Raw genomic sequence first — 26,364 nt, 5'->3', positions numbered from 1 at the left:
CATGGAGCACACGGGCCGTCCCGCTCCACATATTCCGCCGATAGCGGTCGGTTCTTGACCGCAATGGCGGATAACTTGACCGGATGACCGTCCTGGACAACCGCACCCTGAACCGGGCACTGATGCACCGCCAGCTGCTCCTCTCACGCCGCGAGTTGCCGGTGGCCGGCGCGCTCACCCACCTGGTCGGCCTGCAAGCCCAAGAGCCGATGGAGCCGTACGTGGGTCTCTGGAGCCGGTTGACCGGATTCCGCCCGGACGACCTGGTCGCGGAACTCGAAGGACGGCGGGCGGTGCGGACCCTGCTGATGCGGCGCACGCTGCACCTGGTCACCGCGGCCGACTGCCTGGCACTGCGCGAACTGCACCAGCCGATGCTGGCCGCCCGGATGCTCGCGGTGCTGAAGCGCGACCTGACCGGCGTCGACCCGGCCGAGCTGACCGCCGCCGGGCGTCCGCATTTCGCGCGCACGCCGAGCACGTTGTCCGAGGTGGGCCGCGCGGTCGGCGACCGCTGGCCGGACGTGCCGGCCCGGGTGCTCGGCGACGCGCTGAGCTCCCTGGTGCCGCTGGTGCAGGTGCCCCCGCGCGGGGTCTGGGGTCAGAAGGCCCCGGCCCGCAACACCACCATCGAAGCCTGGCTCGGCACCGCCCCGGCCCTCGCCCCCACAACGCCGCCGCCGGCAGCCGACACCGCGCCTTCCGACACCGCCGCGCCCTCCGCCGCCCTGAGCCCATCCCTTTCGGCCGTAATGGACGAGCTTTTATTGCGCTATTTAGCGGCATTTGGGCCGGCTACCAGCTCCGATATGCGCGCGTGGTCGGGGTTGTCCGGACTGCGCGAATCCTTTAACCGGCTGCGGCCTCAATTGCGGACATTCCGGGATTTGCGCGGCCGGGAATTGTTCGACATTCCGGACGGGGTGCTGCCCGATCCGGACATCGCGGTACCGCCGCGCTTCCTGCCGGCGTTCGACAATGCGGTCCTGGGTTTTGACGACCGCAGCCGGATCATCGGCGACGCACACCGCTCGCTCAGCGTGGCGGGCGCCCGGTTCCTGCTGATCGACGGCCGGGTGGCGGGCACCTGGACCATCGACGCGGCCTCGCCGGAACTTCGGATCGATCTGCTCACCCGGCCGGCGCCGGAGCAGGTCGACGCCGCGGTGGCCGAGGGCGAGTGCCTCCTGGCCTGGCACACCGGACCCGGCAAGGTGGTCGTGAGCCATCCGCAATAGTGGAGCACCCAGCCGTCGCGGTGGGCGATTTGTCAGACTCCTGGCATCGCCGCGACCCGATGGCGGCTCACCATCTCAGCCCTTGACCCCACTGTCCCGCGATGCGGCAACCCACCCGGAACATATCCGAAAAGTACCTCTAACCAGGCACTCGTAATGAGCGTTCGACGGCGTTTAGCAGGGTGGGAGGTGCGGGGGGACCGGCCGCCGGCAATGGTGGCTGATCGGCGGAAACCAGTGTCCCGGGAGAGCGGCACCCGGGAATGGCACAACTCGGAAGATGGCCGAAGTCGAGTTAATCGGGATGTTGCGATTTCGCAGCGGCGGCTCTTAACATCTGCGCAATACCACATTGACGTTCATGAACTCCGCGATGCCACCGTCGAAGCGCTTCGATGACCGCGATGTGGACAGCCCTCCAGATTGGACCGACATGCGCAGACGTAATCTCGCGCTCGCCCTGGTGACTACGACGGCCATCACAGCCGCGGCCGGCGTCCTCACCGCCCTCCCGGCGTCCGCCGCTGCCGGTTGCCGGGTCGCCTACACCATCAGCAGCACCTGGCCGGGCGGCTTCGGCGCCAACGTCACCATCACCAACGTCGGCGACCCGCTCAGCTCATGGACGCTGACCTGGTCCTACTCGGCCGGCCAGACGGTGACCCAGGCCTGGAACGCCACCGTGACCCAGAGCGGCTCGGCCGTCACCGCCCGCAACGCCGGCTACAACGGCTCGATCGCCACCAACGGCACCGCGTCGTTCGGCTTCAACGGCTCGTGGACCGGCAGCAACCCGGTGCCGTCCAGCTTCGCGGTCAACGGCACCACCTGCACCGGCGGCGTCTCGCCGACCACCGGCCCGACCACCACGCCGCCGACCACCCGGCCCACCACCAGCCCGCCGCCGACCGGCAACCCGACCACCCCGCCGCCCACCAACGGCGTGCCGTCGGATGCGGTCTGGGTCGCCTCCGGCCAGTGGGACAACTGGACCAGCGGCAACTACACGCTCTACAACAACCTGTGGGGCGGCGGCGCCGGATCCCAGACCATCTGGGCCCGCAGCTGGCAGAACTGGGGCGTCGAGGCGAACCACCCGCGCACCAGCGGAGTCAAGACCTACCCCAACGTCAGCCGTACGCTCAACCGCACCCTCAGCTCCCTCGGCTCGGTCACCGGCTCGTTCAACACCACCGTCCCCGGCGACGGCGACTTCTCCGCCACCTACGACATCTGGGCCAACAACCACGCGTACGAGGTCATGATCTGGACCAACTACCAGGGCAACGTCGGCCCGATCGCCGAGTCCTACGACGCCAACGGCGCCGTGCCCAACTACCGCAACGTCAACCTGGGCGGGCACACCTGGAACGTCTACCGCGGCTCCAACGGCGCCAACGCGGTGTTCTCGTTCCTGCGCACCAGCGACACCAACTCCGGCAACATCGACCTGCTGGCGCTCATGAACTGGCTGCGGAACACCGCCGGTTGGTGGGGCGACGTGACGGTCGGTGAGCTGCAGTACGGCTTCGAGATCTCCGGCACCGCCGGTCAGTCCAACTTCACCGTCAACAACTACACGCTGAACGTCAGCTAGGGCTCTCCCGAGAAACGGTGTGAATGACGCGCCGTCCGGCTCGCCGGCCGGGCGGCGCGTCGTCTGCCCGGTCACGCATCCGACGAACGGGCCACTGTCCGGGTTCGACCGCCGGCCTGACCGAAACCAGACACCGCGAGCGACGTCAGCGCGTACCCCCCATGTGTTTAAGTTCCGTGCCATGCGTGGAGACATCGACGAGACGGCCGTCCGCACCCTCGCGAAGGAGATCGTAGCCGCGGTGGCGCCCGAGGAGCTGCGGATGTTCTCGCTCCAGGCGGACGAGTATTTCGAGGATCCGAGGAACGCCTTCCGGCTCGACGGTGACAGCGACGACATGCTCGGCATCGGGGTCGGGGATGTGCTGCCGGTGGTGACCCCGATCGTGCTGGCCATCTCTGCCGAGGTCGTCAGATACCTCAGCGACAGCGTCGTCCAGGCGGCGGCGAACCGTTCGCTCGACGCCGCCCGGGCCGCCGTCCAGCGTATGATCAGACCTCGCAAGACTGCCGCGGACCAGACACCCGTTCTGGACCTCCCGCCCGGCACCGAGGTCACCGTCCGCCGGATCGTCACCGAGATCTCGGTGAAAGGGCAGGTGTCGGAGGACATGATCCGCATGATCACGGACCTCACGATCGGGGCCGGGGCGAACGAGGACGCGCCGAAAGCATGACCACGGCGGTGCCTCCCGACGGCCGGAACACCGGACCGGCCGGGACGACCTCCCTGTTCGTCCTGCTCGTCACGGCGGTCAGCGCGACCTCTTCGATACAGTTCCTCGCTGTCCGCGAGACGTTTCTCGACCTCAACCTGACCAGGACCGAGACCGTCGCGGGCGGCCTGCTCGCGGTGTTCGGTGTGGCGGGCCTGCTGTACCTGGCGGCTCCGTGGTGGATACGCCGCCGCCGCAGGCTCCGCCGGATCGATGCGTCCAGCGCCCCGGAGCTGATCGAGGATCTGCAGGGTCTCTGCGACGTCGCCGGCGTGCGCACGCCGGTGTTCCTCCTCGCGGCCCGGCGGCAGAGCACCCGGGCCGTCGCGTTCGGGCACGCCGGCCGCCGCTATGTGCAGGTCAACGCCGGACTGGCCAAGGCGAGCGTGCTGACTCCGGCGACGTTCCGGGCCGTCGTCCTGCACGAGCTCGCGCACCTCCGGCACCGGGACGTGGACATCGCCATGTGGACCGTCGCGATCTGGCGTGCCTTCACCGTGACCGCCCTGCCGCTGATGGTCGCGATGACGACCCTGTCGATCGTGGTCGGCCGGCATGGCCTGGCGGCAGAGCTGGCCGAGGCCGTCCCTAACACCGTCTCATTCGTCGTTCTGACGCTGCTCGTGTTTCTGACCCGCAACGCGATCCTGAGGCTCCGGGAACACCACGCCGACATCCTCTCGGCCGAATGGGAGTCGAGGCAGGGCACGCTCGACCCAGCGGCCCGATCTGCGTTGCACGAGTTGTTCGACCAGGCCGGCAAGCGTGACCGCGGCCGGCTTGCCGTGGTCGACCTGCTGACGTCGAAACATCCGAAACCGAAGGCCAGGATCGCCGTCCTCGACGACCCCGCGCAGGTGTCCCGGCCGAGACTCGGTCAACTTTTCGGTGTCGGTATCGCGGCGGCGGTCTGCCTCCAGAACAACTCCATCTTCTTCTTCATCGCGATGCCCGGAGCCACCCACCTCGCGGATCTGACGAATGTGCTGTTCGTCGCCGGCTTCATGTGTCTGGCCCTGGTGTACGCGGTGTTCCGGGCGCAGCTGCTCGGCGACCGGTCACCGCTGCGGACGGCGACGTATCCCCTCGTGCTCATGGCGGGCTTCCTGGTGGGTGACGCGGTGGCGCTCGTCAACACGTCCGGGGACGGCTGGGTACTTCTCGGTTTCCGTCAGGACTCGCCGTCCGTGGCAGACCTCGTCGTTACCGCTATTCCGCTGATCATCGGCGCTCTGCTGGTGACCGCCTGGGCCCGATCGGCGGCTACCGGCGTGCCGTTGCACGCCCGCAGCACGTGGTACGTGGTCACCGCCGTGGCCGCCGTCGCGGCGACGCCCTGGTTGAATATGTGGTTCACCCTCCGCGGTGGCCGCATGGCCCTGTCCGTGGAGGGGTTTCTCGGGCGCCCGGCGCTCACTGTTGCGCCACTCCCGGGGGAGGCCGGCCGGTGGTACGCCAACGCGGTCGAGTTCCTCCAAGCGGTTGCGCTGTGGCCGCGCAGCCAGCTGTTTTTCGTCGCCACCTGGTCGTATCCCTGGGTTGTCCTCGGCATCCTGCTCGCCGCGGTGGCTCCGCTGATGCTGGCCCGGCCGCCGGGCCGCCGCGGGGTCCGGTTCGGCCTCGCGGGAGCGGCGGCCTTCGCTCTCTGCTTCGGCCTGCACTTCGCCGCGATCCACTCGGCCTACCAGCCCGATCGCGGCAATGACGCGATCGACGAGTGGATGCGAAGCGGCCCGGACGTCTTTCTCGCGGTCACCGTGGCCGTCGGGGCGCTGGCCGCCGCCACGGCAATGGCAGTCGCCGGCCGGATGCGCGTGGTGCACGCGGTAGCAGCGCTCTGCGTCACGTCGACAATCAGCACGGTCATCGTGACATTCGGGTCGGCTCCGGGTTACTGCGCCGCCTTCCTGTCGATCGGCTGCTGGCAGCCGGTCGACATGCAGGCCTCGCAGACTTTCTGGCATTTCAGCGTCGTGCTCGGCACGGTCGCGGCGATACCTGCGATGCTCGTCGGGCGCGCGGCCGGCCACCTGGTACGCGGTCGTCGAACGAAACGACGAGCCACCTCCACGATGCGCTTCCACGAGTTTCGCCAGGTGGTGGCCAGAGTGGCACTGATCGGCACGCTCGGCGCCGCGGCCACGCTCAACCACACCAACTGGCTGGTGCTCGCCGGCGATGCCAGCCCCAACCGGCGGACCGACTGTCTCCTCGGCAAATGGCGGGAGACCGCACACCGCTCCTTCCTCCCTGTCGAAGGTCTGGTCGTGGAACTTCGCCGGGAGGGCGTCGTGCACGAGTTCCGCGCCGACGGAATGGCAGTCGTCGACTTCGGTGAGTCGACCGTCGAGTCGGCGGTCGCCGTGGTAGTGGCCTCGGATCCGGAACGGACGGCCGTCCCGATCAACGGCGGGAAGCTCCGCCTCGTGCACCACGGCGCGGTCGTCGTCCGCTTCGAACACGACAACGGCTTGATCCGGTACGGGAGACCGAACGCCGACGCCTGGTACGACGTCATCATCGGGGACAAGACGAGTCCGGAACGGCACACGCCGCGGGTACCCAGGAAAGAGACCGCGCACTGCTCGGGCGACTCGCTGAGACTGACGCAGCAGGACGATCCGGGCAATACCGACGAGACGATATTGACCCGGATGTCATAGCGGCCACGAACTTCCCGCCTCGTCAGGACAGCGGCAGCGTGAGCGACGAGCCGCCGGGCCGCACCCCGATCACCGTGCCGCCCGGGTAGCGCAGCGTGTGGTCGCGCTCGGTGGACAGCAGCACCAGCCCGATCCGGTGCCCCGGCGCGAAAACGTAGTCGGTGGGCTGCAGCTTCCAGCGGAACGTGTACGCGCGGCCGGGCACCACCTGCGACGAGCGCGAGAGCGAGAGCCGGTTGCGCACGTCCAGCCAGCCGCGGGTGACTATTTCGTACGGTGTGGTCGTGGTCGCGTACTCCTGCTTGCTGAAACAGCCCGAATCGCCGGAGACGCTCGGACCGACGCAGTCCTGCTCGGCCAGCGCCCGGGTCCCGGCGTAGCGCACGCCGGTGCCGTAGTCGACGAGCAACGCGGTCAGGTAGGGCGACTCACCGCGGATGTCGGCGCGGATGGTCACCTCGGCGGTGCCGGACAGCCGGGTCTCCTTGGCCAGCGGCGGCGAGAGATAGGCCAGCCGGTTCGGGTCGGCCTGGGTGCCGTTCGCCACCAACTGCGCGGCCGTACGCGACGGATTGTCGACGAAGGTCTGCCGCGTGCGCCCCCACCCGAGCGGCTGCACGACCCGCCGCGTCCCCGGCACCGGCCAGGTGTCCGCGGTCCGCCACTGGTTCGGGGCGGTCTCCACGTCGGCCATCGGCTCGTTCATGATCCCGGTGTCGATCCCGTACAGCCATTGGTCGAACCACCGGTGCAGGGCGTCGAGCCAGGCGTCCCGCCGCACCGCGAACGGATCGGTGTGCCCGGCCTGGTGCAGCCAGATCTTGCGCGGTACGTTGTGCGCCGCCAGCGCCTCCCACCACTGCCCGGTCTGCTGGGTGCGCACGTTGTCGTCGTGCAGCCCGTGCACCAGGAACACGCTGGCCCGAACCGAGCCGGCGCCGTTCAGGTAGTTCCGCTCGGCCCAGTAGTCGTTGTAGTCACCGGTCGCCCGGTCCTGGCTGCGCGTCAGCCCGGCCATCACCTCGGCGCAGATCTCAGGCGTCGCCCGGGTCAGCACGGCCCGCGCCATCACGTCGGTGTCCTCGCCCTGGTAGCCGCCCGGCGCCACGACGCCACCGTTGGCACGGTAATAGTCGTACCAGTTGGACACCGCCGCGATCGGCACGATCGTCTCGAGCCCCTCGACCCCGGTGGCGGCCACCGCGTTGGGCAGGGTGCCGTTGTAGGAAACCCCGATCATTCCGGTACGCCCGGTCGACCAGTCGGCGGCGACCGGCGCCCCGTCCGCGTCGACGGCCGTCGCGCGCCCGTTGAACCAGTCGATGACGGCTTTCATGCCCAGCGCCTCGTTGCTGCCACCCGCGGTCGGACACCCGTCGGACCGCCCGGTGCCCAGGCTGTCGGCGAAGACCACCGCGTAGCCGCGCGGCACGAAGTAGTTGTCGAGGTACCCGCCGAACGTCGGTGGTGGCGGTGGCTCGGCCTTGGCCGGTGCCGGCTCGCCGAGCAGGTAGTCCACGCCGCTCCGGTCCACGTCGTCGTGGCCGGCGACGCCCCGGATACCGCCGTAGTAGGGACTGGCCTGAAAGATCACCGGCACCTTCAACCCGTCCGCGGTCGCGGCCGGCCTGATGATCCGCACGGCCACCCGGTCGGGCTGCCCGTCGGCATCACTGTCCACCGCGGTCTGCACCCAGACCCGCTCGCGGATGGCCGTTGTGTAATCGTGCACAGGTTGAGTATTTTCCGGCGCCGCCGCCGCTGCGGGTGCTGGTCCCAACAGGGTCGCGACGGTGAGGGCACTGAGGGTGGCGGCCAACAGGCCTACGCTTCGCATCCGCCCAAGATATAGCCAGCCATCAATGTTTTGGCCTCCCCGACCTCGGCATATCCCTACTCCAACCGAACGCAGGAGCGCCGCCCACCCGTCCGGCGCTTTCCCGCCACCCACCCGGATCACCGACCCGGCGCCCGATCACGGCTGGCCGCCACCCACCCACCTTCCGACGACACTGAGCGTTGAGCGCAAAGCGCGAACTCCGCAGCGAACCCCGCCAACCTCGGCGGCGACCAGAAGGTGTCGAGGTCGGCAGATTCCGTCCGGTCGGGCCCCGGCTCCCACTCCGGGTCGGCGGCTCCCCGGCGTACCAGGTACTTGTAACGGCCCGGCCCGGCCGGCGGAGCCGCCACCGTCGTCTGCCAGATGTGGCCAGGCGTCCACGTCATCCGGACCGCGCGGCGCCGTCGATCGCCGTCGCGACCGCGGTGACCTCGCCCGGCAGCTCCACCCGGGCCAGCCGCTGCCGCGTGCGCAGATGCCACACCGAGACCGCGACGCTCCACACCCGGAAGCCGCCGGCTGGGCGGTCAGCCCCTGACCGGGTACGGCGTGCGCGACCAGCACGTCCGGGGCCGCGTCCAGCCCGTCGGTCTCGTGGTGGCGCCCGTCGGCGAGGTGCACCACGACGAGCCGGTGGCGGTACCGGTTCGCGAACACGCCGAACTCACCGGTTCGGGGCTGCAGCAGCAACGACGCCGGCACCGCGTTGGTGTCGCGCCGGTACCAGCGGGCGTCGGGCGACTGCCGGCCGGTGATCCGCTGCGGGAGCGGGCGCCAGCCGTACCTCTCCCCCAGAAGCAGGACGAAGTACGGCCGGCAGCGTTCCGCCTCGGCCCGGCAGATCTCCAGGGTGGCCTGGTCGAGGCCCGCCTCGCGGCTGATGCCCCAGCGCAGGTCCACCCGCGGAGAACTGCACGCCGCGCTCGGCGCAGAACCGCCTCAGCCGCGGGATGACTTCCGCGTGCAGGGCGTCACGTTCCGCGCCGAGGTCGGCGAAGGTCGAGCTGACGAAGAGCCGGACCCGCATCCGCACAGCAGCAGAGTCTGCCCTACGGTGCGACGATCTGGTCGGGCACGAGCGCCAGGATCTGGATGGCGGACAGGCCGTACAGCGCCGTGGTGTTGGTGGACACCCAGGTCGCCGCGTCGGTCGGGTTCAGCGTCGAGGTGATCCGCTGGCTGGTCCACGGCAGGGTGGGCGCGTAGCCGTCGCCGGTGTAGAACTCGCGCCAGGCCCGGCTGGCCAGGTCGGTGTTCTTCAGGCGGACCGCGGCGTACGCGGTCAGGCGGGCGTGGCCCTGCTTGAGGATCAGGTTGCCGAAGTGGGCGCCGCACTCCGCGGTCTGCTCGTCGCGGGTGGCGTTGAACAGGCGGCAGTACTGGAGCCAGGCCTTCTCGAACGCCGGGTCGTCGACCAGGTCGATCACCTCGGCGCAGACCTCGACGAGACCGAACATGGCGCTCAGGTGCGAGACGCTGACCGTCTTCTCGGTGACCGGGGCGAACCGGCCGGTGTCCAGGTCGTACAGGCCGCTGCCGGTGACGAAACCGTTCGGCATGGCGCCGATCGTCTCCATCGTGCCGATCAGCTTCGACCTGGCCACCTCCGCCTTCGGCCCGCGCCGCTCCCACTCGGCCAGCCACGCGGCGGCCAGGCCGCTCCAGTCGGTGCCGAGGCCGATCGACAGGGCGTGCGGGTCGGGCGTGTAGGGCTCCGTGCGGATCTTGCGGATCGGGTCCAGGACCAGGAACGTACGGTCCGAGTCGACCAGCTCGGTGAGCAGGTCGCCGGTGCGTTCGTCGGCGGTCAGGTAGTAGTAGATCCGGCGGTAGACGGCGGTGCTGATGCGCTGCTGCTTGGCGCTGTCGGCCCAGTGCTGTACGCCGTGCCGCGTGCCCAGGCCGGCCCACTTGCCGAGGTGGTAGACGTCGACCTCGCCGGTGTGCCGCGTCATGGCCTCGGCGAACCGGTAGATGTCGGCGCGGCCGGAGCGCAGGAACGCGTACCAGAGCCACAGGTCGGGCGAGAGCTCCGAGTTGTCCCAGGCGTAGCCGCCGACGTCGTACCGCCACACCAGACGGTCCTCGTCGAAGGTGTGCATGATGTCGCCGTAGTCCCAGAACCCGTACCAGTGCCGCTGGTCGACCTGTTTCTGATAGAAGCCGAACAGGAAGTCCAGGTGGTCCTCGATCACGGCCTTGACCGGGTGCGAGCGGTCCACCGGCGCGAACAGCCCGCCGAACACCCGGCTGCCGACCAGCTGGCCGACCGGGTTGATCAGCTGCGGGGGCGTGCGCACCTGGTCGGCCATGGCGCCGAGCCGCTGCGCGGTCGGCGTCGCGGGCAGGGCCCAGAGGGTGAGCTCGCTGGTCCGGGAGATGCCGTACGGGGTGCCGAACTCGGGCTCGTAGTCCTCGTAGGTGATGTTGAGGCCCTCGAGCTGCTTCGGGTGGGTGTCCTGGCCCATGCCGTCGTGGTAGAAGCGCATGTCCATCGGACCGGCCTCGGGCGACCACAGCCAGACCGTCACCTCGGCCTCGTCCGTGGCGGCGCCGCGAATGTCCAGCTGGGTGGGGTGTCGCTGCCAAAAATCGCGGAGCCCGAACGCGAGCCCGCCACTGACGCCGCCGACATAGCCCAGCCCGGAGGCCCGCTTGCCCTGGTCGACGGGCACCCAGCCGTACCCCTTCTTGGTTCTTTTCTGGACGGTGAAACCCTCGGCGGAGAGCTGGCTGAGCGAGTAGTCGCCCCACTCCGGGATGTACTGGAGACGGGTGGTGACCCGTTGGTCCCAGGTGGCCGGGTCGGGCAGCGCGGTCCCGGCGATCTGCGCGGCCCGGACCGCGGCACCGGGATCGCGGCGCAGGCCGGTGATGCCCTTGACCGCCTCGCTGAGCAGGCCCTTGCCATCGCCGACGAACCGGACGTGCCGGTCGTAGCCGGCGTCGCGCATCGGCACCTTGAAGCGGATGCCGAGGCCCGCGATGTAGTCCTTGGAGCCGTCCCGGTCGTAGATGAACGTGTGCATGAGCCGCACGCTTTCGGCGCCGGCGTAGAAGTAGAGCCGTACGGTGAACGGCAGCCACGACTTGCCCCGCTTGTTCGCGTGCACGCCGTCGATGCGTACCACCGCCCGGATCGGCCCGGACTGCTCGACCTTGACCTTGTGGATCTCGCTCTCGAAGCGGTCCCGGCCGGCGGTCTTCTCCTCGTCCTCCTCGATGCGCTCCTGGCGCAGGTTTACCAGGACACCCTTGCGGGCGATCTCGACGTCCCCGCGCCACAGCTGGCTGATCAGCTCCCGGCCGCGCTTGCGCAGCCGGGCCCGGATCACGCCGGTGTCGACGTCGAGGTAGTCCTTGTGGTCGCTGACCTTGACCACGGTGGCCGGCGTGGCCGGCGCCCCGGCGGCGAGGGTGTACGCGTCGGCGGGCGCGTCCGCGGCGACCGCGTGCGCGCTCCACTTCAGCGTCCCGTCCGGCCAGTAGGCCAGCGGCCAGCTCTGCACCGGCACGGCGCTGCCGTCCGCGGCGGTGAGCTGGAACGTCTGGTCGGCCGGCACGGCACCCTGCGCCCAGGGCGTGCCCCAGGTCGAGGTGGCCGCGGCCCCGGGCTTGCCCTCGAGCCAGGTCAGTTTCACCTCGGGCACGTCGGCTCTCCTAACCATTGGTGTCTGCGCGGCGGCAGCGCGTGGTCCCAGGTTGGCGGCGGCCAGCGCCGACACGGGCACGGCGGCAGCGCCGGCCAGGACCTGGCGGCGGCTTATTGAGTTCACGGGTGGAAGGTCACTCCTTGACGGAACCGATGAGGACGCCCTTGGCGAAGTGCTTCTGCAGGAACGGGTAGACCAGCAGGATCGGGATGGTCGCGATCACGATGACCGCGAACTTGAGGCCCTGCTCGGGGAACGCGGCGCCGGTCAGCGCGTCGAGTGCGTTCGCCGAGTCCGCGTTGGGCGCGGTCAGCTGCCGCACCAGCACCTGCAGCGTCCACTTGTCACTGTCCGAGATGTAGAGCAGCGGCGACATGTAGTCGTTCCAGATGCCGACCGCGTAGAACAGCGAGAACGTGGCGATGATGGGCTTGGACAGGGGTAGCACGATCTTCGTGAAGACCTTGAGGTCGTTGGCGCCGTCGATCCGGGCCGCCTCCTCGAGGGCCTCCGGCAGCGCCTGGAAGAACGTCTTCACGATGATCAGATAGAACGGGTTGATGGCCAGCGGCAGGATCAGCGCCCAGTACGAGTCGAGCAGCCCCAGGTCGCGGACCACCAGGTAGGTGGGAATCATGCCGCCGCCGAACACGATGGTGAACAGCACGATGTTCAGGAACAGGGTGCGGCCCGGCAGGTGGCTCTTGGCCAGCGGGTAGGCCATCGTGAGCGTGAGCGCCACCTGGACGGCCGTGCCCACGAGCGTCACGCCGATGGTGGTGAGCAGCGCCCGGATGAAGGTGTCGGTGGCGAAGATGTAGTCGTACGTGTCGGTGACGAACTCCTCCGGCCACAGGAAGAACGGCCGGCTGCGGATCTCCGACTCGCTCGCGAACGAGCCCGCGAAGACGTACATCAGCGGCAGCACCGTGATGACCGCCAGCCCGAGCAGGAGGACGACGTTGAGGACGTCGAACAACCGGCCGCTCTTGGAGTCGTAGTGCCGGACCGGGTTGCCCTGGCGGATCTTCTCGTTGACGGTCTCGTCGATTGCCATGATTTTCTCCGCCTCCCTCAGTAAAGTCCGCGCTCGCCCATGCGCTTGGCCATCCAGTTCGAGCCGAAGATCAGAATTACTCCGACCACGCCCTTGAACAGGCCCACCGCGGTGGCGTAGCTGAACGAACCCTGGTTGATGCCGACCTGGTAGACGAACGTGTCGAAGACGTCGGCGACGTCCCGGTTCAGCGAGGTCGTCATCAGCCAGATCTGCTCGAACCCGGTGTCGAGCAGGTTTCCGGAGGTCAGGATGGCCATCACCACGATGGCCGGGCGGATCGCCGGCAGCGTGATGTGCCAGAACTGGCGCCACCGGCCGGCGCCGTCGACCCGGGCCGCCTCGTACAGCTGCGTGTCGACGCTCGCCAGAGCGGCCAGGTAGATGATGGTGCCCCAGCCGGTGGTCTTCCACAGCTGCTGGAGCACGATGATCGGCCGGAACCAGGCCTCCTGCGCCACGTAGTCGACCTGGCGCCCGCCGATGACCCCGTGGATCCACTGGGCGATCACCCCGTAGTCCACCGAGAACAGCAGGTAGGTCAGCGACGCCACGATCGTCCAGGACAGGAAGTGCGGGATGTAGATCAGCGACTGCACCGAGCGCTTCACGATGCTGTGCCGCAACTCGTTGAGCAGCAGCGCCACGATGATCGGCGCCGGGAACACGAAGACGATGGTGAGCAGCGCCAGCACCAGCGTGTTGACCATCAGCCGGCTGAAGTCGGGGCCGGTGAACAGCGTCTCGAAGTGCTGGAGGCCGACCCATGGGCTGCCCGAGTAGCCGGCGAAGGGCAGGTAGTCCTTGAACGCGATGTGCAGGCCGTACATCGGCCAGTACCGGAACAGCGCGAAGTAGACGAGGCCCGGCAGGAGCATCAGGTAGAGCCAGCGGCTGCGGCCGACCGCACCCGCGCGGTCGCGCCACGTCCTGCGGATCGGGGGTTCCGCCGGTGGCCGGGCAGTCGGCGGGGTCTCCGGTGCCACGCCCGGAACTACATCGGTGGCCACGGCGGCCTCCTGTCAATGGGGCGGGGCCCGGCCTCGTGACCGGGCCCCGTCGTGCTGTCGGTGGGCGGGCTACTTCTTGTACAGCTCGTTGGTCTCTTGCACGATCTTGGTGCCGCCACCGTCGTACCAGCGCTTGATCTCGGCCTTGAGCCCGGCCTCGTCGATCGTGCCGGACAGGTACTTGACCCGCGCGTCCGAGACGATCTTCTCGATCGTCGCACCGACCTGCACCGAGGTGGGGGCGATGATGCTGAGCGCGGGGTTGTGCACCGCGGTCTTGAGGTCCTCCACCATCAGCGGCTCGCGCTCCTCGATGAGCAGGCGCTTCGCCTCGTCAGTCGGCTTGAGGGTGTAGACCTCCATGCCGATGCTGGCCTTGGTGCCGATCTGGATGAACGCCTTGTCCACGTCGTTCTGGATGACCTTGACGGCCGGGTCCTCCTGGTTGATCGGCACCGCGTACTCGCCCTCGACCTTGAAGTTGCGGCCCTCGATGCCGTTCGTCAGCAGGACCGTGCCCTCCCGCGACTGCAGCTTGTCGAGCACCGCCAGCACCTCGTTCAGCTGCTCCTCGGTCTTGATCCGCTGCTTCGAGACGGCCAGCACGTCGTTGTAACCGGTGAACGGCAGGGAGAACTTCTGGCCGTCGGCGCGCTTGAGGTTGCCGGTCTGCGCGACCTTGTCGGCGTCGTTCGGGTCCTTCTCCTTGAACAGGTCGAACAGCTGGGTGGCGCGGACGTTGACGTCGATGATGATGCCGCCCTTGCCCTGCACGAACGGGTCCATCCAGTTGGCCGTGTCGAGCGTCGCGAAGTCGGGGTTGATCAGGCCCTCGTCGACCCACTTCTTGAGCTCGCGGTTGGCGGTCAGGAACTCCTCGGTGTCGAAACCGGGCACCAGCTTGCCGTTGCGCTCGCCCCAGCCGTTCGGCGCTCCGTGCCAGGTCTCGAAGGCGTCGTACGGGCTGGCGCTCCCGTACGGGCCGGGCCACTTCGGGATGATCAGGCCGTACGTGTCCTTCTTGCCGTTGCCGTCCGGGTCCTGCTCGGTGAACGCCTTGGCGATCTTGTAGAGGTCCGGCACCGACTCGGGCTCGGGCAGGCCGACCTTCGCCAGCCAGTCCTTGCGGATCGAGATCGACGAGCGCAGCAGCGGCCGGGCCCGGGGCACGCCGTACAGCTTGCCGTTTACCTGGACGTTCTTGGCGACCTGCGGGTCGGTGATGGCCAGGTTCGGGTACTTGTCGAGCTTGCCGGTGAGGTCCCAGAACGCGCCCGCCTCGGCGGCCTTGATGAACGCCGGCGCCTTCTCGTTGGCCACCATGATGTCGGGCAGCTTGTTGGACGCCAGGGTCACGTTGCTCTTGTCGCCGTAGTCGGCGTTCGGGACCCAGGTGATGTCGAGCTTCTTGCCGATCACCCCCTCGACGGCCTTCTGCAACTCGCCGGTGGGACTCGGTGCCGTGCCGAACAGCTTCGACATCACGGTGAGCGTGTCGAGGTTGGCGTTTTCGGCATCGTCACCACACGCGGTGAGCGTGAGGGCGGTGGACAGGGCGAGAGCGGCTGCCGCCAGCTTTTTTATCTTCATGGGATCCGTTCCACTCGTAGGCGCGCCTCGTTCTCGGCGAAGAAGCGCAGGCAAAGCCAGGTGTTCAGCTGAATCCACCCGCCGATGGCGACCGTCAGTACCAGGAACGGGAACATCGTGGACGCGTAGATGACCGCCGTGAACAGGAACAGCAGGAGCACGGAGGGCACCGGGCGGGTGAGGGCGAAGAGCGAGGCCTTGGGGAGAAAGGCTTGCGCCCGCAAGTTGTAGTGCACCGCCATGGGCAGCAGGAAGGACACGATCACCACGACGGCGGCGAGAGCCACCAGCGTGGCGAGCCGGGGTAGTGTGCCGACCCCTCCCATGGACGCGAAGTAGAAGTAGTTGCTGACCAGGAAAACGCTTACCCCGAGGACAGGAAGAAACAGCAGCGAGCCCCGCACGAACTCCCGCCGGTAGACGGCGAGGAATGCGGGGAACGCCTGAAATGATTCATCGAGGGCATGCCGGCGCGCCAGGGTGTACGCCGCGACGGTAGCCGGGCCGACACCGAGGAGCACGCCGCCCACCAACGTGAACAGCAGCCAGAGCATGTTGATCTTGGCTGCCCAGACCACCTCGTCGGCGGCCTCGTACAGCTTTATGACCCAGGTCGTCGAGGTCGTCGCGAGCCGGCGATCGGGTGGAACCACTGCAGTTTGCGATATCCGTCGCGGCACCGGGACCTGCCTTGTGACGAGGGAGTTACAGCACCAAAACGTGTGTGTGACCGTAACTTTGAATCGTCTCAATGTCAACGCTCGTCGATAGCTGTTTGCAGTCAAGTTGCAAAGGTGTCGACCCGCAGGTTGGCGTACTCGCCGATCATCGGCGCCATCTGCCGAAAGCCCAGTTTTCCGCCCGGCAGCGGGTCGTCGTCGCGCCACCGGAACGACACCAGATCCTCGACCGCGAAGGTCACCTCGCCGCCGCGGACGGTCAGGCTCATCGCGTACGGGCCCTGTGCGTCGAGCACCGCCGGCAGCGGGTCGGGTCCCTGCGCCACCAGGTGGAAGCCGTAGCTCTTGCGCAGGTTGCAGGTGTGCAGCTTGCGCTCCGAGGGCCACATCCGGCGGAAATACGAGACGTGGTACGCGTTCAGGTCGCCGTGGTGGTACTGGTCGTACGGCCCGGTCCGGGGCGCCAGGTCGAAGATGTCCTCGCCCTGCCGCCCGCGGGCGTGGAAGAACACGATGGCCAGTCCCGGTTCCCGGATCGGCCAGAAGTCCCAGCGCACCGTGACGTCCGGGCCGAAGTCCTCGGGGCACCACAGCACGATGTTGGCGTCCTGGCCGTCCTCGGGCGGTCGCAGGCTCTCCAGCCGCAACCGCCCGCGTGGGAAGGACAGGGCACCCTCGCCCTCCAGCCGGAAGCCGGCCAGATCGTCCGGCGACGCCAGCCTGTTCTGATACCCGCTTTTTGTCACGCCGTGCAGGTGAGCAGGGGGGATGTCGGCACTGTCCCGGTGGCCAGGAATCCGAACTCCGCGGTGCCGCTGGGCGGCAGCGCACCGTTCCAGCCGGCGTTGCGGGCCACCACCAGCGTGCCGTTGGTGGTCACGTCGGCGTTCCAGGACTGGTTGAGGGTGTAGCCGGACGGGGTCCACGCCACCGACCACGCGGTGACCGCGCTGCCGCCGTTGACCACCTGGACGTTCGCCTGGAAGCCGCCGGGCCACTGCCCCACCACGGTGAGCGTCGCGGTGCAGGCGCCGCCGGGCCGGAGCGTGGGCGTGGGCGTCGCCGTAGGCGTGGGGTTGCTCGACGAGGTGGGCGTGATGGTGGACGGCGCCGTCGTCGGCGGGGTGGGCGGCGTGGTGGTCGTGGTGGGATCACCGAGTACCGGGCGGAGCGCTTCGTACCAGGCGGCACCCATCTTGGCGTAGCCGGCCTCGGACGGGTGGATGCCGTCGGCCAGGTCGGCGGCGGTGAGCTTGGCGTGCATGTCGACGAAGTGGACCTGTTTGCCGGCCGCGGCGCGGCTCTGCACCAGCCCCGGGATCGCGGCGTTGAACGCCTGGACGTTCGCCTCCCAGGCCGCCGTGCCGAGCGGCACGATCGACGCCACCAGCACCTTGGCCTGCGGCCGGGTTGCGGTGATCTTGTCGATCAGCGCGCCCAGGCGGGCCGGCGCGGTGGACAGGTTGACGCCCTGGATCATGTCGTTGGTGCCGGCGTGCAGCAGCACCACGGCCGGCGCGGTCTGCTGCAGCCAGGAGACGACGTTCGCGTCCAGCTGGTCGATCCGCCAGCCGGAGAGTCCCTGATGTTCGCGGTCGGTGAGCGCGGCCGGGCCGTTGCTCATCGTGCCGACCATGTCGGTCGCGTAGCCACCGGCGTTCAGCCTCGGCTTCAGGGTGATCCGGTATCCGCCCGGCACATTGAAGCCGTCGGTGATCGAGTCGCCCAGCGGCATGATCGCCACCGGCACGGCGGCCTGGGCCTGACCCGCGACGAGAAGGCCAACGGCCGCGGCGACCGCGGCGGTCAGCGCCCCAGCGGCGGCCCGAAGTCGGAGACTACGCATGCTGGCATCCAAGCACATCTATTACCGCTGGTCGACAGCGTCCCACGGCCCACCCGGCCACATCGGACCCAGATGCCACAACCACCGCAGGCAGCACCAAACACACCAAGATCCCCGCACCCGCACCCGCACCCGCACCCACGCCTCGGCCCGAGACGGCGATGCCCGAGACGGCGATGCCCGAGACGGCGATGCCCGACCTTGACGCCGGCACCACCCGAGCCGGCCGCCCGCCTCGCCGTAGCCGGACGGCCGCGCAACTCAGAGATCGTGTGGACTTCGCGTTCGGGCGGGACTTCTGCACGGAACAGTGTCGCCTCAGGGTCAATCCACCAATCCAGCGACGTCGGCCACCGCGTGCCGGTCTGCCCGTCCACACCGTGAGAGTTCGGGCCGGAGAATGATCGCGTTCCCAACAGATGACCGGACGCTCTCACGATCCGGCATCCCCCATCGGAACGTAACCGGCCAATGCCCCAAACGCTTGCCTTTCCGGTCTGCACGGCCAGATCTTGTCGATCTGGTGTCTGCCAGGAACCGCAAATCCACCTGATCGAACCGGTCCTCGCCGCCGCGCTCGATACCTCGCCGGGTACCACGAGACCGGGAAGCGGAGGCCACTCGACTGAGGGATTGACGCCGAGGCATCACCGGTCCACGCAAGGGTCTCGGGCGGAACAGCGCTTCCACAAGATGGCGAACGATGGGCGGAATGAGCCGGTATGCGGACCTTGCGGCTTGGGTCAGTGTCAGATCACCGGAAGATCATCCACTTCTCGGGACGCTGTCACAGTGCGGGACCGCGTCGCGGGATGACATGCCCACCCGGTTGTGTGCGACGGCGCTGCCGCGGAGGCCGGGCGCGGGGCGCGGGGGCGGAGGCTTCGCGGTGGTGGGGGTACGGGTGGGTTAGGGGTTTGGCGGGGGAAATGGCGGCGCGCGGGAAAATTGCGGGGCGCTTGGTGGCGTAAATGATAGGTCGGGGTCGATACGAATAACCCGTGGGCATCTGGTTTGCCGCGGAACGGAGTTTCAGACTGCGGAACGCATCCGCCCGGCCTCGATGGTGCCACCGTCGGCGCCGCCGGCGAAAAGGGGGCAGGAATGGCGCTCCCCGAGAAAACCGAGCGTAAGGCCGTCAGCCGCCGCCGATTCTCAAGGGTGTGGGCGCGGGCACCGCGGGCGCCGTCGCGGTCGGGCCCATGTGTGCGATGGCCGGGCCGGCCCGGGCCGTGCACGCCGCCACGCCGGCCGACCGGTTCGACCGGTTCGGCCGGATCTTCACCAGTCTGCCGCCGTTCCTGACCGAGGTCGATCAGCGCCTCCGGGACGCCTTGGTGGACGGGCGCCGCGGCGGCATCCTGGATGCGGCCGACAACCTGGCGGCCGGGCCGATCCAGCTCATCCTGGACCCGGCCCTGAGCCTCAACAACCCGGACACCCGACACAGACCGGGGGGTCACGTTCCTCGGGCAGTTCCTCGACCACGACATGACCTTCGACCCGTCGTCGCTGCTCGGGGTGGTCACGCCGCCCGAGTCGTCGCCGAATGCGCGTACGCCCGCGTTGGATCTTGATTCTCTATGGTGGCGGACCGGTAGCGGACCGCCTGCACATGCGGATCGAGTCGGACGGGCTGTTCGAGGACCTGCCGCGGGCGGCGAACGGGTACGGCGATCATCGCGGACGCGCGGAACGACGAGAACCTGATGATCGCGGGCCGACACTACCAGTGGATCATCGCGCACGACTTCCTGCCGCAGATCATCGGCACGGCGGCCACTCAGGACATCTTCAACAACGGGCGCCGCTACTGCCGGCCGGAGCCGGGACCCGCCTCCATCCCGGTCGAATTCCAGGGTGCGGCGTACCGGTTCGGGCACAGCCAGGTCCGGCCTTCCTACCGCGCGAATCTCGCCGGCAACCCGGACGGCACCGCGTTCTTCGGCTTCGTCTTCGACCCGGCCGGCGAGGGTCAGGCCGACCCGGAGGACCTGCGCGGCGGGGCCCGGGCGCAGCGCCGCTTCATCGGCTGGCAGACGTTCTTCGAGTTCGGGGACGGCCAGGTCCGTCTGAACACGTTCTGCGGCGTGCTGGAACTCGACCCGAACTCGTATCTCGCGGCGCAACCCGGCTGGCGGCCACCCTGCCCAGCACGTCCGCGGGCACCTTCCACATGACCGATCTGCTCCGCTTCGCCCGGGTCGACCCGGCCAGTCGCGGGCAGTGAATCAACGAAAATCCCCTAGGTGGCTGGCTACTTGACCGAATCCAAATAACAATCACCTCTGTCAATGAAAAACGACGGTTGAAAAGGCAACCATTTACGCCGCGAGCGGCAATCATTCAACCCGGCCCAGGTGGGAGGCTGCGGTGCAGAGATCGACCGGTGAGCCCGCGCTAGTGGCAATCTGTTGTTACCACCGGCTGTTTCGCGATGCACTCGCAGCGGCCCTGTCCGCCCGGTCCGAATTCACCGTTGTCGGTGATGTCGGCGATCCGGACGACCTGGTCTCGCTGTGCCAGTTGCGGGCGCCCGAAATGGTGCTCTGCACCGCCGGGGAGGGCGTGGACCGGGTCCTGCCCGCGCTGGCCCGGGTCCGGGCGCACTGCAGCCGGACCCGGCTCGTGCTGATCTACCGGGAGTTGTCCCGCGGCGACCTCATCGCGAGCCGTCGGGCCGGGGTGGACACGCTGGTCCCGTTCTCCCACGGGCTGGACGCGCTGGTGCGGCTGCTCAGCCAGCACCACGCGGACCTGCGCCCGGCCGGCGCGGCGGCCAGCCTGCCGGCCACACCGTCCGCCCTCCTGACCGACCGCGAGCAGGACATCGTGGCGCTGCTCGCGGCCGGTCACCCGGTCGGCCTGATCGCCGGGCTGCTCGGCATCGGCACCCGGGTGGTCGAGAACCACAAGCGACGGATCTATCAGAAGCTCGCCGTCTCGAGCCAGAGCCACCTGGCCGCCCGGGCCGCCACTCTGGGCCTGGTCGGCCGCCCGCCTACCACGGTGGTGCACGGCGGCGACCCGTCCACCGGCGTGCCGCTGGTGGTGCTGCACGCCGCGGACGGACCGATCCGGGACGACATCGAGGTCGCCCTGCGCGGCGCTCACCTGCCGTTCGTGCTGGACGGCAGCCCCGAGCACCACCGGCTGGGCTGGGCCAGCGCGGTAGCGGTACCGACCATCCTCGTGGTGGTCGATCCGGTCGCCCGGGACTGGCTGGGCATGACCCGGCCCGGCACGCTGGCGTTGCTGGTCCGCTCCGTCCCGATGTCGCGCGACGAGGCCCTGGCCGCACTAGCCCACGGGGTGGTCGGCGTGGTGGCCGCTACCCAGGTGCTCAACGCCCTGGTGCCGGCCCTGCAACTGGCCGCCTGCGGGCACCTCACCCTGGAGCCGGCGACCGGCGCGGCCCTGGCGGCGGCCGGCGTGGGCTGGGGTGACGGCGAGGGCGTACCGGAACTGACCGAGCGGGAGGGCGACATCCTGCGGTCGATCGCGCAGGGTGACACCGTACGCCAGACCGCCCGTTCCCTCGGCATCGCCGAGAAGACGGTGGAGAACACCCAGGCCCGGCTGTTCCGCAAACTCGGTGCGCGCAACCGGGCCGGCGCCCTGGCCACCGCGCACGCCCTGGGCCTGCTCGAACTGCTCGCCAACTCGCGCCAGCCGCGGGTGGTGCCGCTCAAGGCGGCGGGCGACACCGAGACGTTCTGACCGGGCGGGCACCGGCCGCCCACGCCCCGCGACGGTCAGGCGCCGAGCACGAACGCCTCGGTCGCGCACCAGTCGCGCATGGTGTCCTCGCCGAGCAGCGCCACCACCCCGGCCGTCTGGGTGGCCTGGCAGCGCAGCGCGGCCAGCTTGCGGTCCGCCGTCTCCTCGTCGAGTTTGAGGTGTACGGCGAGCTTGTCCACCGGAGTGCGCAGGGGTTCCGCACCGTCGATGAACACTGGCAGCCGGTCGTAGACGTGCTGCCACTGCTCCGCGAATTCGTCGGTGCTGGTCGCGTACAGCAATCTGGCCCTGGACTTTGATTTTGCATGGGCGGTGGTGGCCCACGCGCTGACGGTCCGGTGATCGGCGTGCCCGGTGAATCCGTCCGGGCCGAACGTGAGGATCGTGTCCGGCCGGACCTCGTCGACGATCGCCGCGATCCGGTCCGACACCTCCTCGAAGGGCTGACCGGGACAATCGCCGTCGGGCAGCCCGAGCAGCCGGTGCTCGTCGACGCCGAGCGCCGCCAGCGACGCCCGCAACTCGACGGCCCGGGTGCGTGCGAGGCGGTCCGGTGGCCAGCGCTGCGGGTCGCCGGTGCCGTGTTCGCCCAGCGTGGCGGTCACGCAGACCACCCGGTCGCCGGCCGCGCGGGCGGTCGCCATCAGGCCGCCGGAGAGATAGACCTCGTCGTCCGGGTGCGCCCAGATGCCGAGTACGGTGCCGAGTCTCATGCGCTGACCTCGTAGACGATGTTGAACGGGTTGTCGATCTCGGTCCGGCGCACCTCGCCGAAGCCGGCCGCCGCGCACATCAGCCGCGCGGTGTGCTCGTTGAAGCCGCACGTTCCCAGGCCGGCGCCGTGCTGCGCCAGCGAGGTGCTGAGGCAGTACAGGACGCTGATGCCGTAGAAGTAGGCACCCAGCGGACCCGCGTTGGCCGGCAGTTCGTGGCTGGCGTTGATGTCGACGCAGACGTAGCGGCCGTCCGTCCGCAGGGCCGCGCGGATCGCCCGCAGCAGGCGGTCCGGCTCGGCCGCGTCGTGGATGACGTCGAACGTGGTGATGACGTCGTAGGTGCCGGGCAGGCCGGCCGCGGCGTCCAGGCACTCGAAGACCACCCGGTCGGACACGCCCGCCTCGGCGGCGGCCTGCCGGGCGGCGGCGATCGACTCGGGGTGGATGTCGAAGCCGGTGAACCGGCTCTGCGGGAAGTGCTGGGCCAGCACGATCAGCGCGCGGCCCCGGCCGCAGCCGACGTCGGCCACCGCGGCGCCCGCCTCGAGCCGCCGCTGCACCGCGGGCATGGCCGGCAGCCACTGCTGCGGCAGCAGGTGGTCGAACGCCCCGCCGGTGAAACGCTCGAGGCCCTCCCACCAGTCGTCGCCGTACTCGGACATCGGCACGCCGTTGCCGTGCCGGAACGCGTCGGTGATCCGGTCCAGCACCGCGGTCAGCCCGTACAGCGCCTGATGCAGGCCGCCGAAGTAGACCGGGCTGTCGGCGGCGAGCACCGGCACGGCCGCGGCCGGCAGCGCGAAGCCCCCGGTGGCCGGGTCATAGGTGAGGTAGCCGTGCGACGCCATCGAGGACAGCCACTCCTGGGCGTACCGGCGGCTGATCCCGGCCTGGCCGGCGAACTCGGCGGTGGTCCGGGCGGCGCCGTCGGCGAACACCTGCCACAGGCCGAGCCGGTCGCCGATCATGGCCATCGTGGTGACCATCCAGGCGCTGGTGTCGGCGGTGACCCGCCCGGCGAAGGCCTCGATTTCGGCGGGGTTGATGGTGGTGGTCAGCTGAGTCGTTGTGAGTTGGGTCGTTGTCATTTGGCTTGCCTCCTGTTCGGTTCGCGGACCACGATTGCCGCGCGGCCTTGCGGCTCGGTTGCGCCGCGCTTGCGCGAAGGGACGGCCATGGAGTTCGGGGTGCTGGGGCCCTTGCGGGCGGGCGACGTCCAGCTGGGCAGCAGGCAGCAGCGCCGCCTGCTCGCCGCCCTGCTGGTACAGGCCGGCACGGTGGTGTCCGCCGACCGGCTGATCGACGTGCTCTGGGGCGACCGGGTGCCGGCCACCGCGACCTCGACCCTGCACGCGTACGTGTCCCGGCTGCGTTCCGTGCTCCCCGGCGACGTGCTGATCACGGCGGCGCCCGGTTATCTGGTGCGGGCGGGCACCGACGCGGCCCGGTTCGAGGATCTGCTGGCCGAGGCCCGCGCCGCCACGGACCCGCGGGACGCCCTGGAGCGGGCTCTCGCGCTGTGGCGCGGCCCGGCGTACGCCGAATTTGCCGACGACGAGTTCGCCCGCGCCGAGGCGGTCCGCCTGGAGGGGCTCCGGCTGGCCGCGGTCGAGGATCTCGTCGAGGCCCGGCTGGGGCTGGGTGAAAGCGGTCTGGCCGGCGAGATCGAGGCGCACGCGACCGCACACCCGCTGCGTGAACGCCCGGTCGGGCAGCTCATGCGGGCGCTGTACCGGGACGGCCGGCACGCCGAGGCGCTGGCCGTGTTCCGCGCGTTCCGCGACCGGCTCGACGAGGAACTGGGCGTGACCCCGTCGGCGGAACTGCGCGACCTGGAGACCGCGATCCTGCGCCAGGACACGTCACTGGCACCGGTCCGGGGCCTGCCGGCTGCGACATCGCCCCTGGTCGGCCGGCTCGAGGAGGTGGCCGCCGTGGCGGACGCGCTGGCCGCGCACCGGCTGGTGACGCTGACCGGGCTGGGCGGTGTCGGCAAGACCCGGCTGGCGCTGGGCAGCGCCGAGGCGGTCGCCGCCCGGTTCCCGGACGGGGTGGCGTTCGGCGAGCTGGCCCCGGTCACCGCGGCCGCCGACGTGCTGCCGGCGCTGGCCACCGCGACCGGCGCGATCCAGCAGCCGGGTCGCGGCCTGGAGGACTCGCTGCTCGCCTACCTCGGGTCCCGGGAACTGCTGCTGGTGGTGGACAACTGCGAGCACCTGCTGGACGAGGCGGCCCGGCTGGTCGACGCCGTGCTGCGCCGCTGTCCCCGGGTCACCGTGCTGGCCACCAGCCGCACCCCGCTCGGCGTACCCGGTGAATGCCTGCACCCCACCAAGCCGCTGCCGACCCCGGATGCCGTACGCCTCTTCCTGGCTCGCGCCTCGGCCGTGCGGCCGGATTTCCGGCCGGACGACGAAACCCTGCACCAGGTCACCGACATGTGCCGCAGCCTGGACGGGCTGCCGCTGGCCATCGAACTGGCCGCGGCCCGGATCCGCTCGCTGAACCCGGCCGACCTGGCCGCCCGGATGGACGACCGGTTCGCCGTGCTGACCGCGCCCCGCTCCGCCCCGGTCGCCCGGCACCGCACCCTGCGTTCCGTACTGGACTGGTCTTTTGCCCTGCTCTCCCCCGCCGACCAGGACCTGCTGGCGCGCCTGTCGGTCTTCGCCGGCAGCTGGACGCCGGCCGCCGCCGAACGGGTGTGCGGTGGCGACCTGGACGGCCTGTCCGCGCTGGTGGACAGCTCGCTGATCGGGATCGGACCGGCGGCCGGCGAGACCCGCTACACGATGCTCGAGACGCTGCGCGAGTACGGCGGGGCGCTGCTGGCCGAGCGCGGCGAGCAGGACGCGTTGCGGCACGCGCACGCTGAGTACTACACCGGGCTGGCGCTGCGGGCCCACTCCGAACTGGGCGGCCCCGGCCAGGGCCGGTGGACCAGGCTGCTCGACGCCGAATACGGCAATCTGCGCGCGGCCCACCGGTGGGCGGTCGGGCGCGCCGACGCCGACCTGGCGCTGCGGCTGTCCGCGGGGCTGTACTACTACGTGCTCTACCAGTTCCGCGACGAGGTGGTGTCGTGGGGCGAGACCGCGCTGTCGCTGCCCGGCGCTGCCGGCCATCCGGCCTATCCGGCGGTGTGCGGCACGGTCGGCGAGGGCCGCACCCTGCGCGGCGACCTGGCCGGTGCCCGCGATCTGGCCGACCGCGCGCTGGCCGGCCTCGGCGACCCGGACGACGAGCGCCGCCTGCCGCTGCAGAAGGTGCTGACCGCGGTGGCGCTCTACGAGGGCCGGCTGGACGACTGCTACGACCTGGCCGGCGTCTCGCTGCGGCTGGCCCGCGCGCATCAGGACCGGGTCCGGGTCAGCGAGGCCTTCCTGTACCGCGGCCTGGCCCGCACGTACGCCGGCGACCCGGCGGCCGGCCTGGCCATCGCCGCCGACAACCTGGTGGCCGCCCGGGAAACCGGCAACCCGAGCCTGACCGCGTGGGCCGTCTACGGCCAGGCCGAGGCGCTGGCCCTGATCGACCCGGCCGCCGCCCGCCCGCGCTACGAGGAGGCGGTGGCACTGGCCACCTCGGTACGCGACCAGTTCGCCGCCACCATCGCCGAGGTCAGCCTGGCCGCCCTCCTCGCACGCACCGGCGAGACCGCGGCGGCGCTGGCCGCGTTCCGCCGCACGGTGGCCGCCTGGCACGCCATGCAGGTGTGGCACCACCAGTGGACGACCCTGCGCAACCTGGGCTACCTGCTGGCCGAGACCGGCGCGCGGGCGGACGCCGCCACCCTGCTGGCCGCGGTGGCCACGGCCGGTCCGCCGGCGTTCGGCACCGACGCGGCCCGGATGGCCGAGACGGCCGCCGCGCTGGGTCCGGACTTCGCCGCCGCCACCGCCCGCGGCGCGGCGATGACCCCGGACCAGGCCGTCGCGTTCGCGCTGTCGCTGGAACTTGTTTCATCCTGACTTCAGGTCAATCTGTTTCACGCTACGGCCATCGTTGTAGAGTCACC

At 69.9% G+C, this 26,364-nt stretch carries 19 protein-coding genes; 8 read left to right on the top strand and 11 right to left on the bottom strand.

Annotated features, from left to right (window positions below):
• Positions 1-83: 83 nt before the first annotated feature.
• The 4 genes from Ari01nite_RS15500 to Ari01nite_RS15485 all read left to right on the top strand — a co-directional run bounded on the left by Ari01nite_RS15500 (position 84) and on the right by Ari01nite_RS15485 (position 6,213).
• Positions 84-1,238 carry a winged helix DNA-binding domain-containing protein gene (locus Ari01nite_RS15500; protein ID WP_203781935.1) on the top strand — a complete coding sequence of 385 codons (1,155 nt, stop codon included), beginning with the start codon at positions 84-86 and terminating at the stop codon, positions 1,236-1,238.
• A gap of 433 nt (positions 1,239-1,671) precedes the next feature.
• A complete protein-coding gene (locus Ari01nite_RS15495; RefSeq protein WP_203781934.1) occupies positions 1,672-2,835 on the top strand; it encodes a glycoside hydrolase family 12 protein in 1,164 nt (387 codons plus the stop codon).
• 19 nt (positions 2,836-2,854) lie between these two features.
• Positions 2,855-3,511, top strand: coding sequence for a hypothetical protein (locus tag Ari01nite_RS15490; protein ID WP_203781933.1), 657 nt, complete (start codon positions 2,855-2,857; stop codon positions 3,509-3,511).
• A complete protein-coding gene (locus Ari01nite_RS15485; protein WP_203781932.1) occupies positions 3,508-6,213 on the top strand; it encodes a M48 family metalloprotease in 2,706 nt (901 codons plus the stop codon). The genes Ari01nite_RS15490 and Ari01nite_RS15485 overlap by 4 nt, the downstream gene beginning before the upstream one ends.
• 22 nt (positions 6,214-6,235) lie before the next feature.
• Here the strand turns inward: Ari01nite_RS15485 and Ari01nite_RS15480 are convergent, their stop codons facing one another.
• The 9 genes from Ari01nite_RS15480 to Ari01nite_RS15440 all read right to left on the bottom strand — a co-directional run bounded on the left by Ari01nite_RS15480 (position 6,236) and on the right by Ari01nite_RS15440 (position 17,889).
• Positions 6,236-7,945 (bottom strand): Xaa-Pro dipeptidyl-peptidase, encoded by a 1,710-nt coding sequence (locus tag Ari01nite_RS15480; protein WP_239162778.1) that lies wholly within the window; start codon positions 7,943-7,945, stop codon positions 6,236-6,238.
• A 490-nt stretch (positions 7,946-8,435) separates the two neighbouring features.
• Positions 8,436-8,558, bottom strand: coding sequence for a hypothetical protein (locus tag Ari01nite_RS50905; protein WP_275410852.1), 123 nt, complete (start codon positions 8,556-8,558; stop codon positions 8,436-8,438).
• Positions 8,559-9,102: 544 nt separating this feature from the next.
• The gene (locus Ari01nite_RS15470) at positions 9,103-11,703 is read right to left on the bottom strand and encodes an exo-rhamnogalacturonan lyase family protein (protein ID WP_203781929.1); all 2,601 of its coding nucleotides are present in this window, start codon (positions 11,701-11,703) and stop codon (positions 9,103-9,105) included.
• A 136-nt stretch (positions 11,704-11,839) separates the two neighbouring features.
• The gene (locus tag Ari01nite_RS15465) at positions 11,840-12,763 is read right to left on the bottom strand and encodes a carbohydrate ABC transporter permease (RefSeq protein WP_203781928.1); all 924 of its coding nucleotides are present in this window, start codon (positions 12,761-12,763) and stop codon (positions 11,840-11,842) included.
• A gap of 17 nt (positions 12,764-12,780) precedes the next feature.
• Positions 12,781-13,773 carry an ABC transporter permease gene (locus Ari01nite_RS15460; RefSeq protein WP_203781927.1) on the bottom strand — a complete coding sequence of 331 codons (993 nt, stop codon included), beginning with the start codon at positions 13,771-13,773 and terminating at the stop codon, positions 12,781-12,783.
• A gap of 69 nt (positions 13,774-13,842) precedes the next feature.
• Positions 13,843-15,363: an extracellular solute-binding protein gene (locus Ari01nite_RS15455; RefSeq protein WP_203781926.1), complete on the bottom strand. Its 1,521-nt coding sequence runs from the start codon at positions 15,361-15,363 to the stop codon at positions 13,843-13,845.
• Entirely contained in the window at positions 15,360-16,016 is a 657-nt protein-coding gene (locus Ari01nite_RS15450) for a YesL family protein (protein ID WP_203781925.1), read from the bottom strand. Before Ari01nite_RS15450 ends, Ari01nite_RS15455 begins: the two co-directional genes overlap by 4 nt.
• 128 nt (positions 16,017-16,144) lie before the next feature.
• Positions 16,145-16,789 carry a DUF1961 family protein gene (locus tag Ari01nite_RS15445; protein WP_203781924.1) on the bottom strand — a complete coding sequence of 215 codons (645 nt, stop codon included), beginning with the start codon at positions 16,787-16,789 and terminating at the stop codon, positions 16,145-16,147.
• Complete coding sequence (locus Ari01nite_RS15440) at positions 16,786-17,889, bottom strand: GDSL-type esterase/lipase family protein (protein ID WP_203781923.1); 1,104 nt, start codon at positions 17,887-17,889, stop codon at positions 16,786-16,788. Before Ari01nite_RS15440 ends, Ari01nite_RS15445 begins: the two co-directional genes overlap by 4 nt.
• Before the next feature lie 1,163 nt (positions 17,890-19,052).
• Here Ari01nite_RS15440 and Ari01nite_RS15435 point away from each other — a divergent pair.
• The 3 genes from Ari01nite_RS15435 to Ari01nite_RS15425 all read left to right on the top strand — a co-directional run bounded on the left by Ari01nite_RS15435 (position 19,053) and on the right by Ari01nite_RS15425 (position 21,609).
• The gene (locus Ari01nite_RS15435) at positions 19,053-19,466 is read left to right on the top strand and encodes a hypothetical protein (RefSeq protein WP_203781922.1); all 414 of its coding nucleotides are present in this window, start codon (positions 19,053-19,055) and stop codon (positions 19,464-19,466) included.
• A 132-nt stretch (positions 19,467-19,598) separates the two neighbouring features.
• A complete protein-coding gene (locus Ari01nite_RS15430) occupies positions 19,599-20,069 on the top strand; it encodes a peroxidase family protein (RefSeq protein WP_203781921.1) in 471 nt (156 codons plus the stop codon).
• Positions 20,070-20,292: 223 nt separating this feature from the next.
• Positions 20,293-21,609 (top strand): LuxR C-terminal-related transcriptional regulator, encoded by a 1,317-nt coding sequence (locus tag Ari01nite_RS15425; protein ID WP_203781920.1) that lies wholly within the window; start codon positions 20,293-20,295, stop codon positions 21,607-21,609.
• Between the two features lie 35 nt (positions 21,610-21,644).
• On the opposite strand, the gene Ari01nite_RS15420 is transcribed toward Ari01nite_RS15425, so the two are convergent.
• Both Ari01nite_RS15420 and Ari01nite_RS15415 read right to left on the bottom strand, forming a co-directional pair.
• Positions 21,645-22,343: a PIG-L deacetylase family protein gene (locus Ari01nite_RS15420; RefSeq protein ID WP_203781919.1), complete on the bottom strand. Its 699-nt coding sequence runs from the start codon at positions 22,341-22,343 to the stop codon at positions 21,645-21,647.
• Positions 22,340-23,434 (bottom strand): class I SAM-dependent methyltransferase, encoded by a 1,095-nt coding sequence (locus tag Ari01nite_RS15415; RefSeq protein WP_203781918.1) that lies wholly within the window; start codon positions 23,432-23,434, stop codon positions 22,340-22,342. Before Ari01nite_RS15415 ends, Ari01nite_RS15420 begins: the two co-directional genes overlap by 4 nt.
• A 99-nt stretch (positions 23,435-23,533) precedes the next feature.
• Here Ari01nite_RS15415 and Ari01nite_RS15410 point away from each other — a divergent pair, with 99 nt between their 5' ends.
• Entirely contained in the window at positions 23,534-26,317 is a 2,784-nt protein-coding gene (locus Ari01nite_RS15410; protein WP_203781917.1) for an AfsR/SARP family transcriptional regulator, read from the top strand.
• Positions 26,318-26,364: the final 47 nt, after the last annotated feature.

This window comes from Paractinoplanes rishiriensis, assembly GCF_016862375.1.
Lineage (GTDB): Bacteria > Actinomycetota > Actinomycetes > Mycobacteriales > Micromonosporaceae > Actinoplanes > Actinoplanes rishiriensis.
This window is presented reverse-complemented; position numbering and strand designations above follow the sequence as displayed.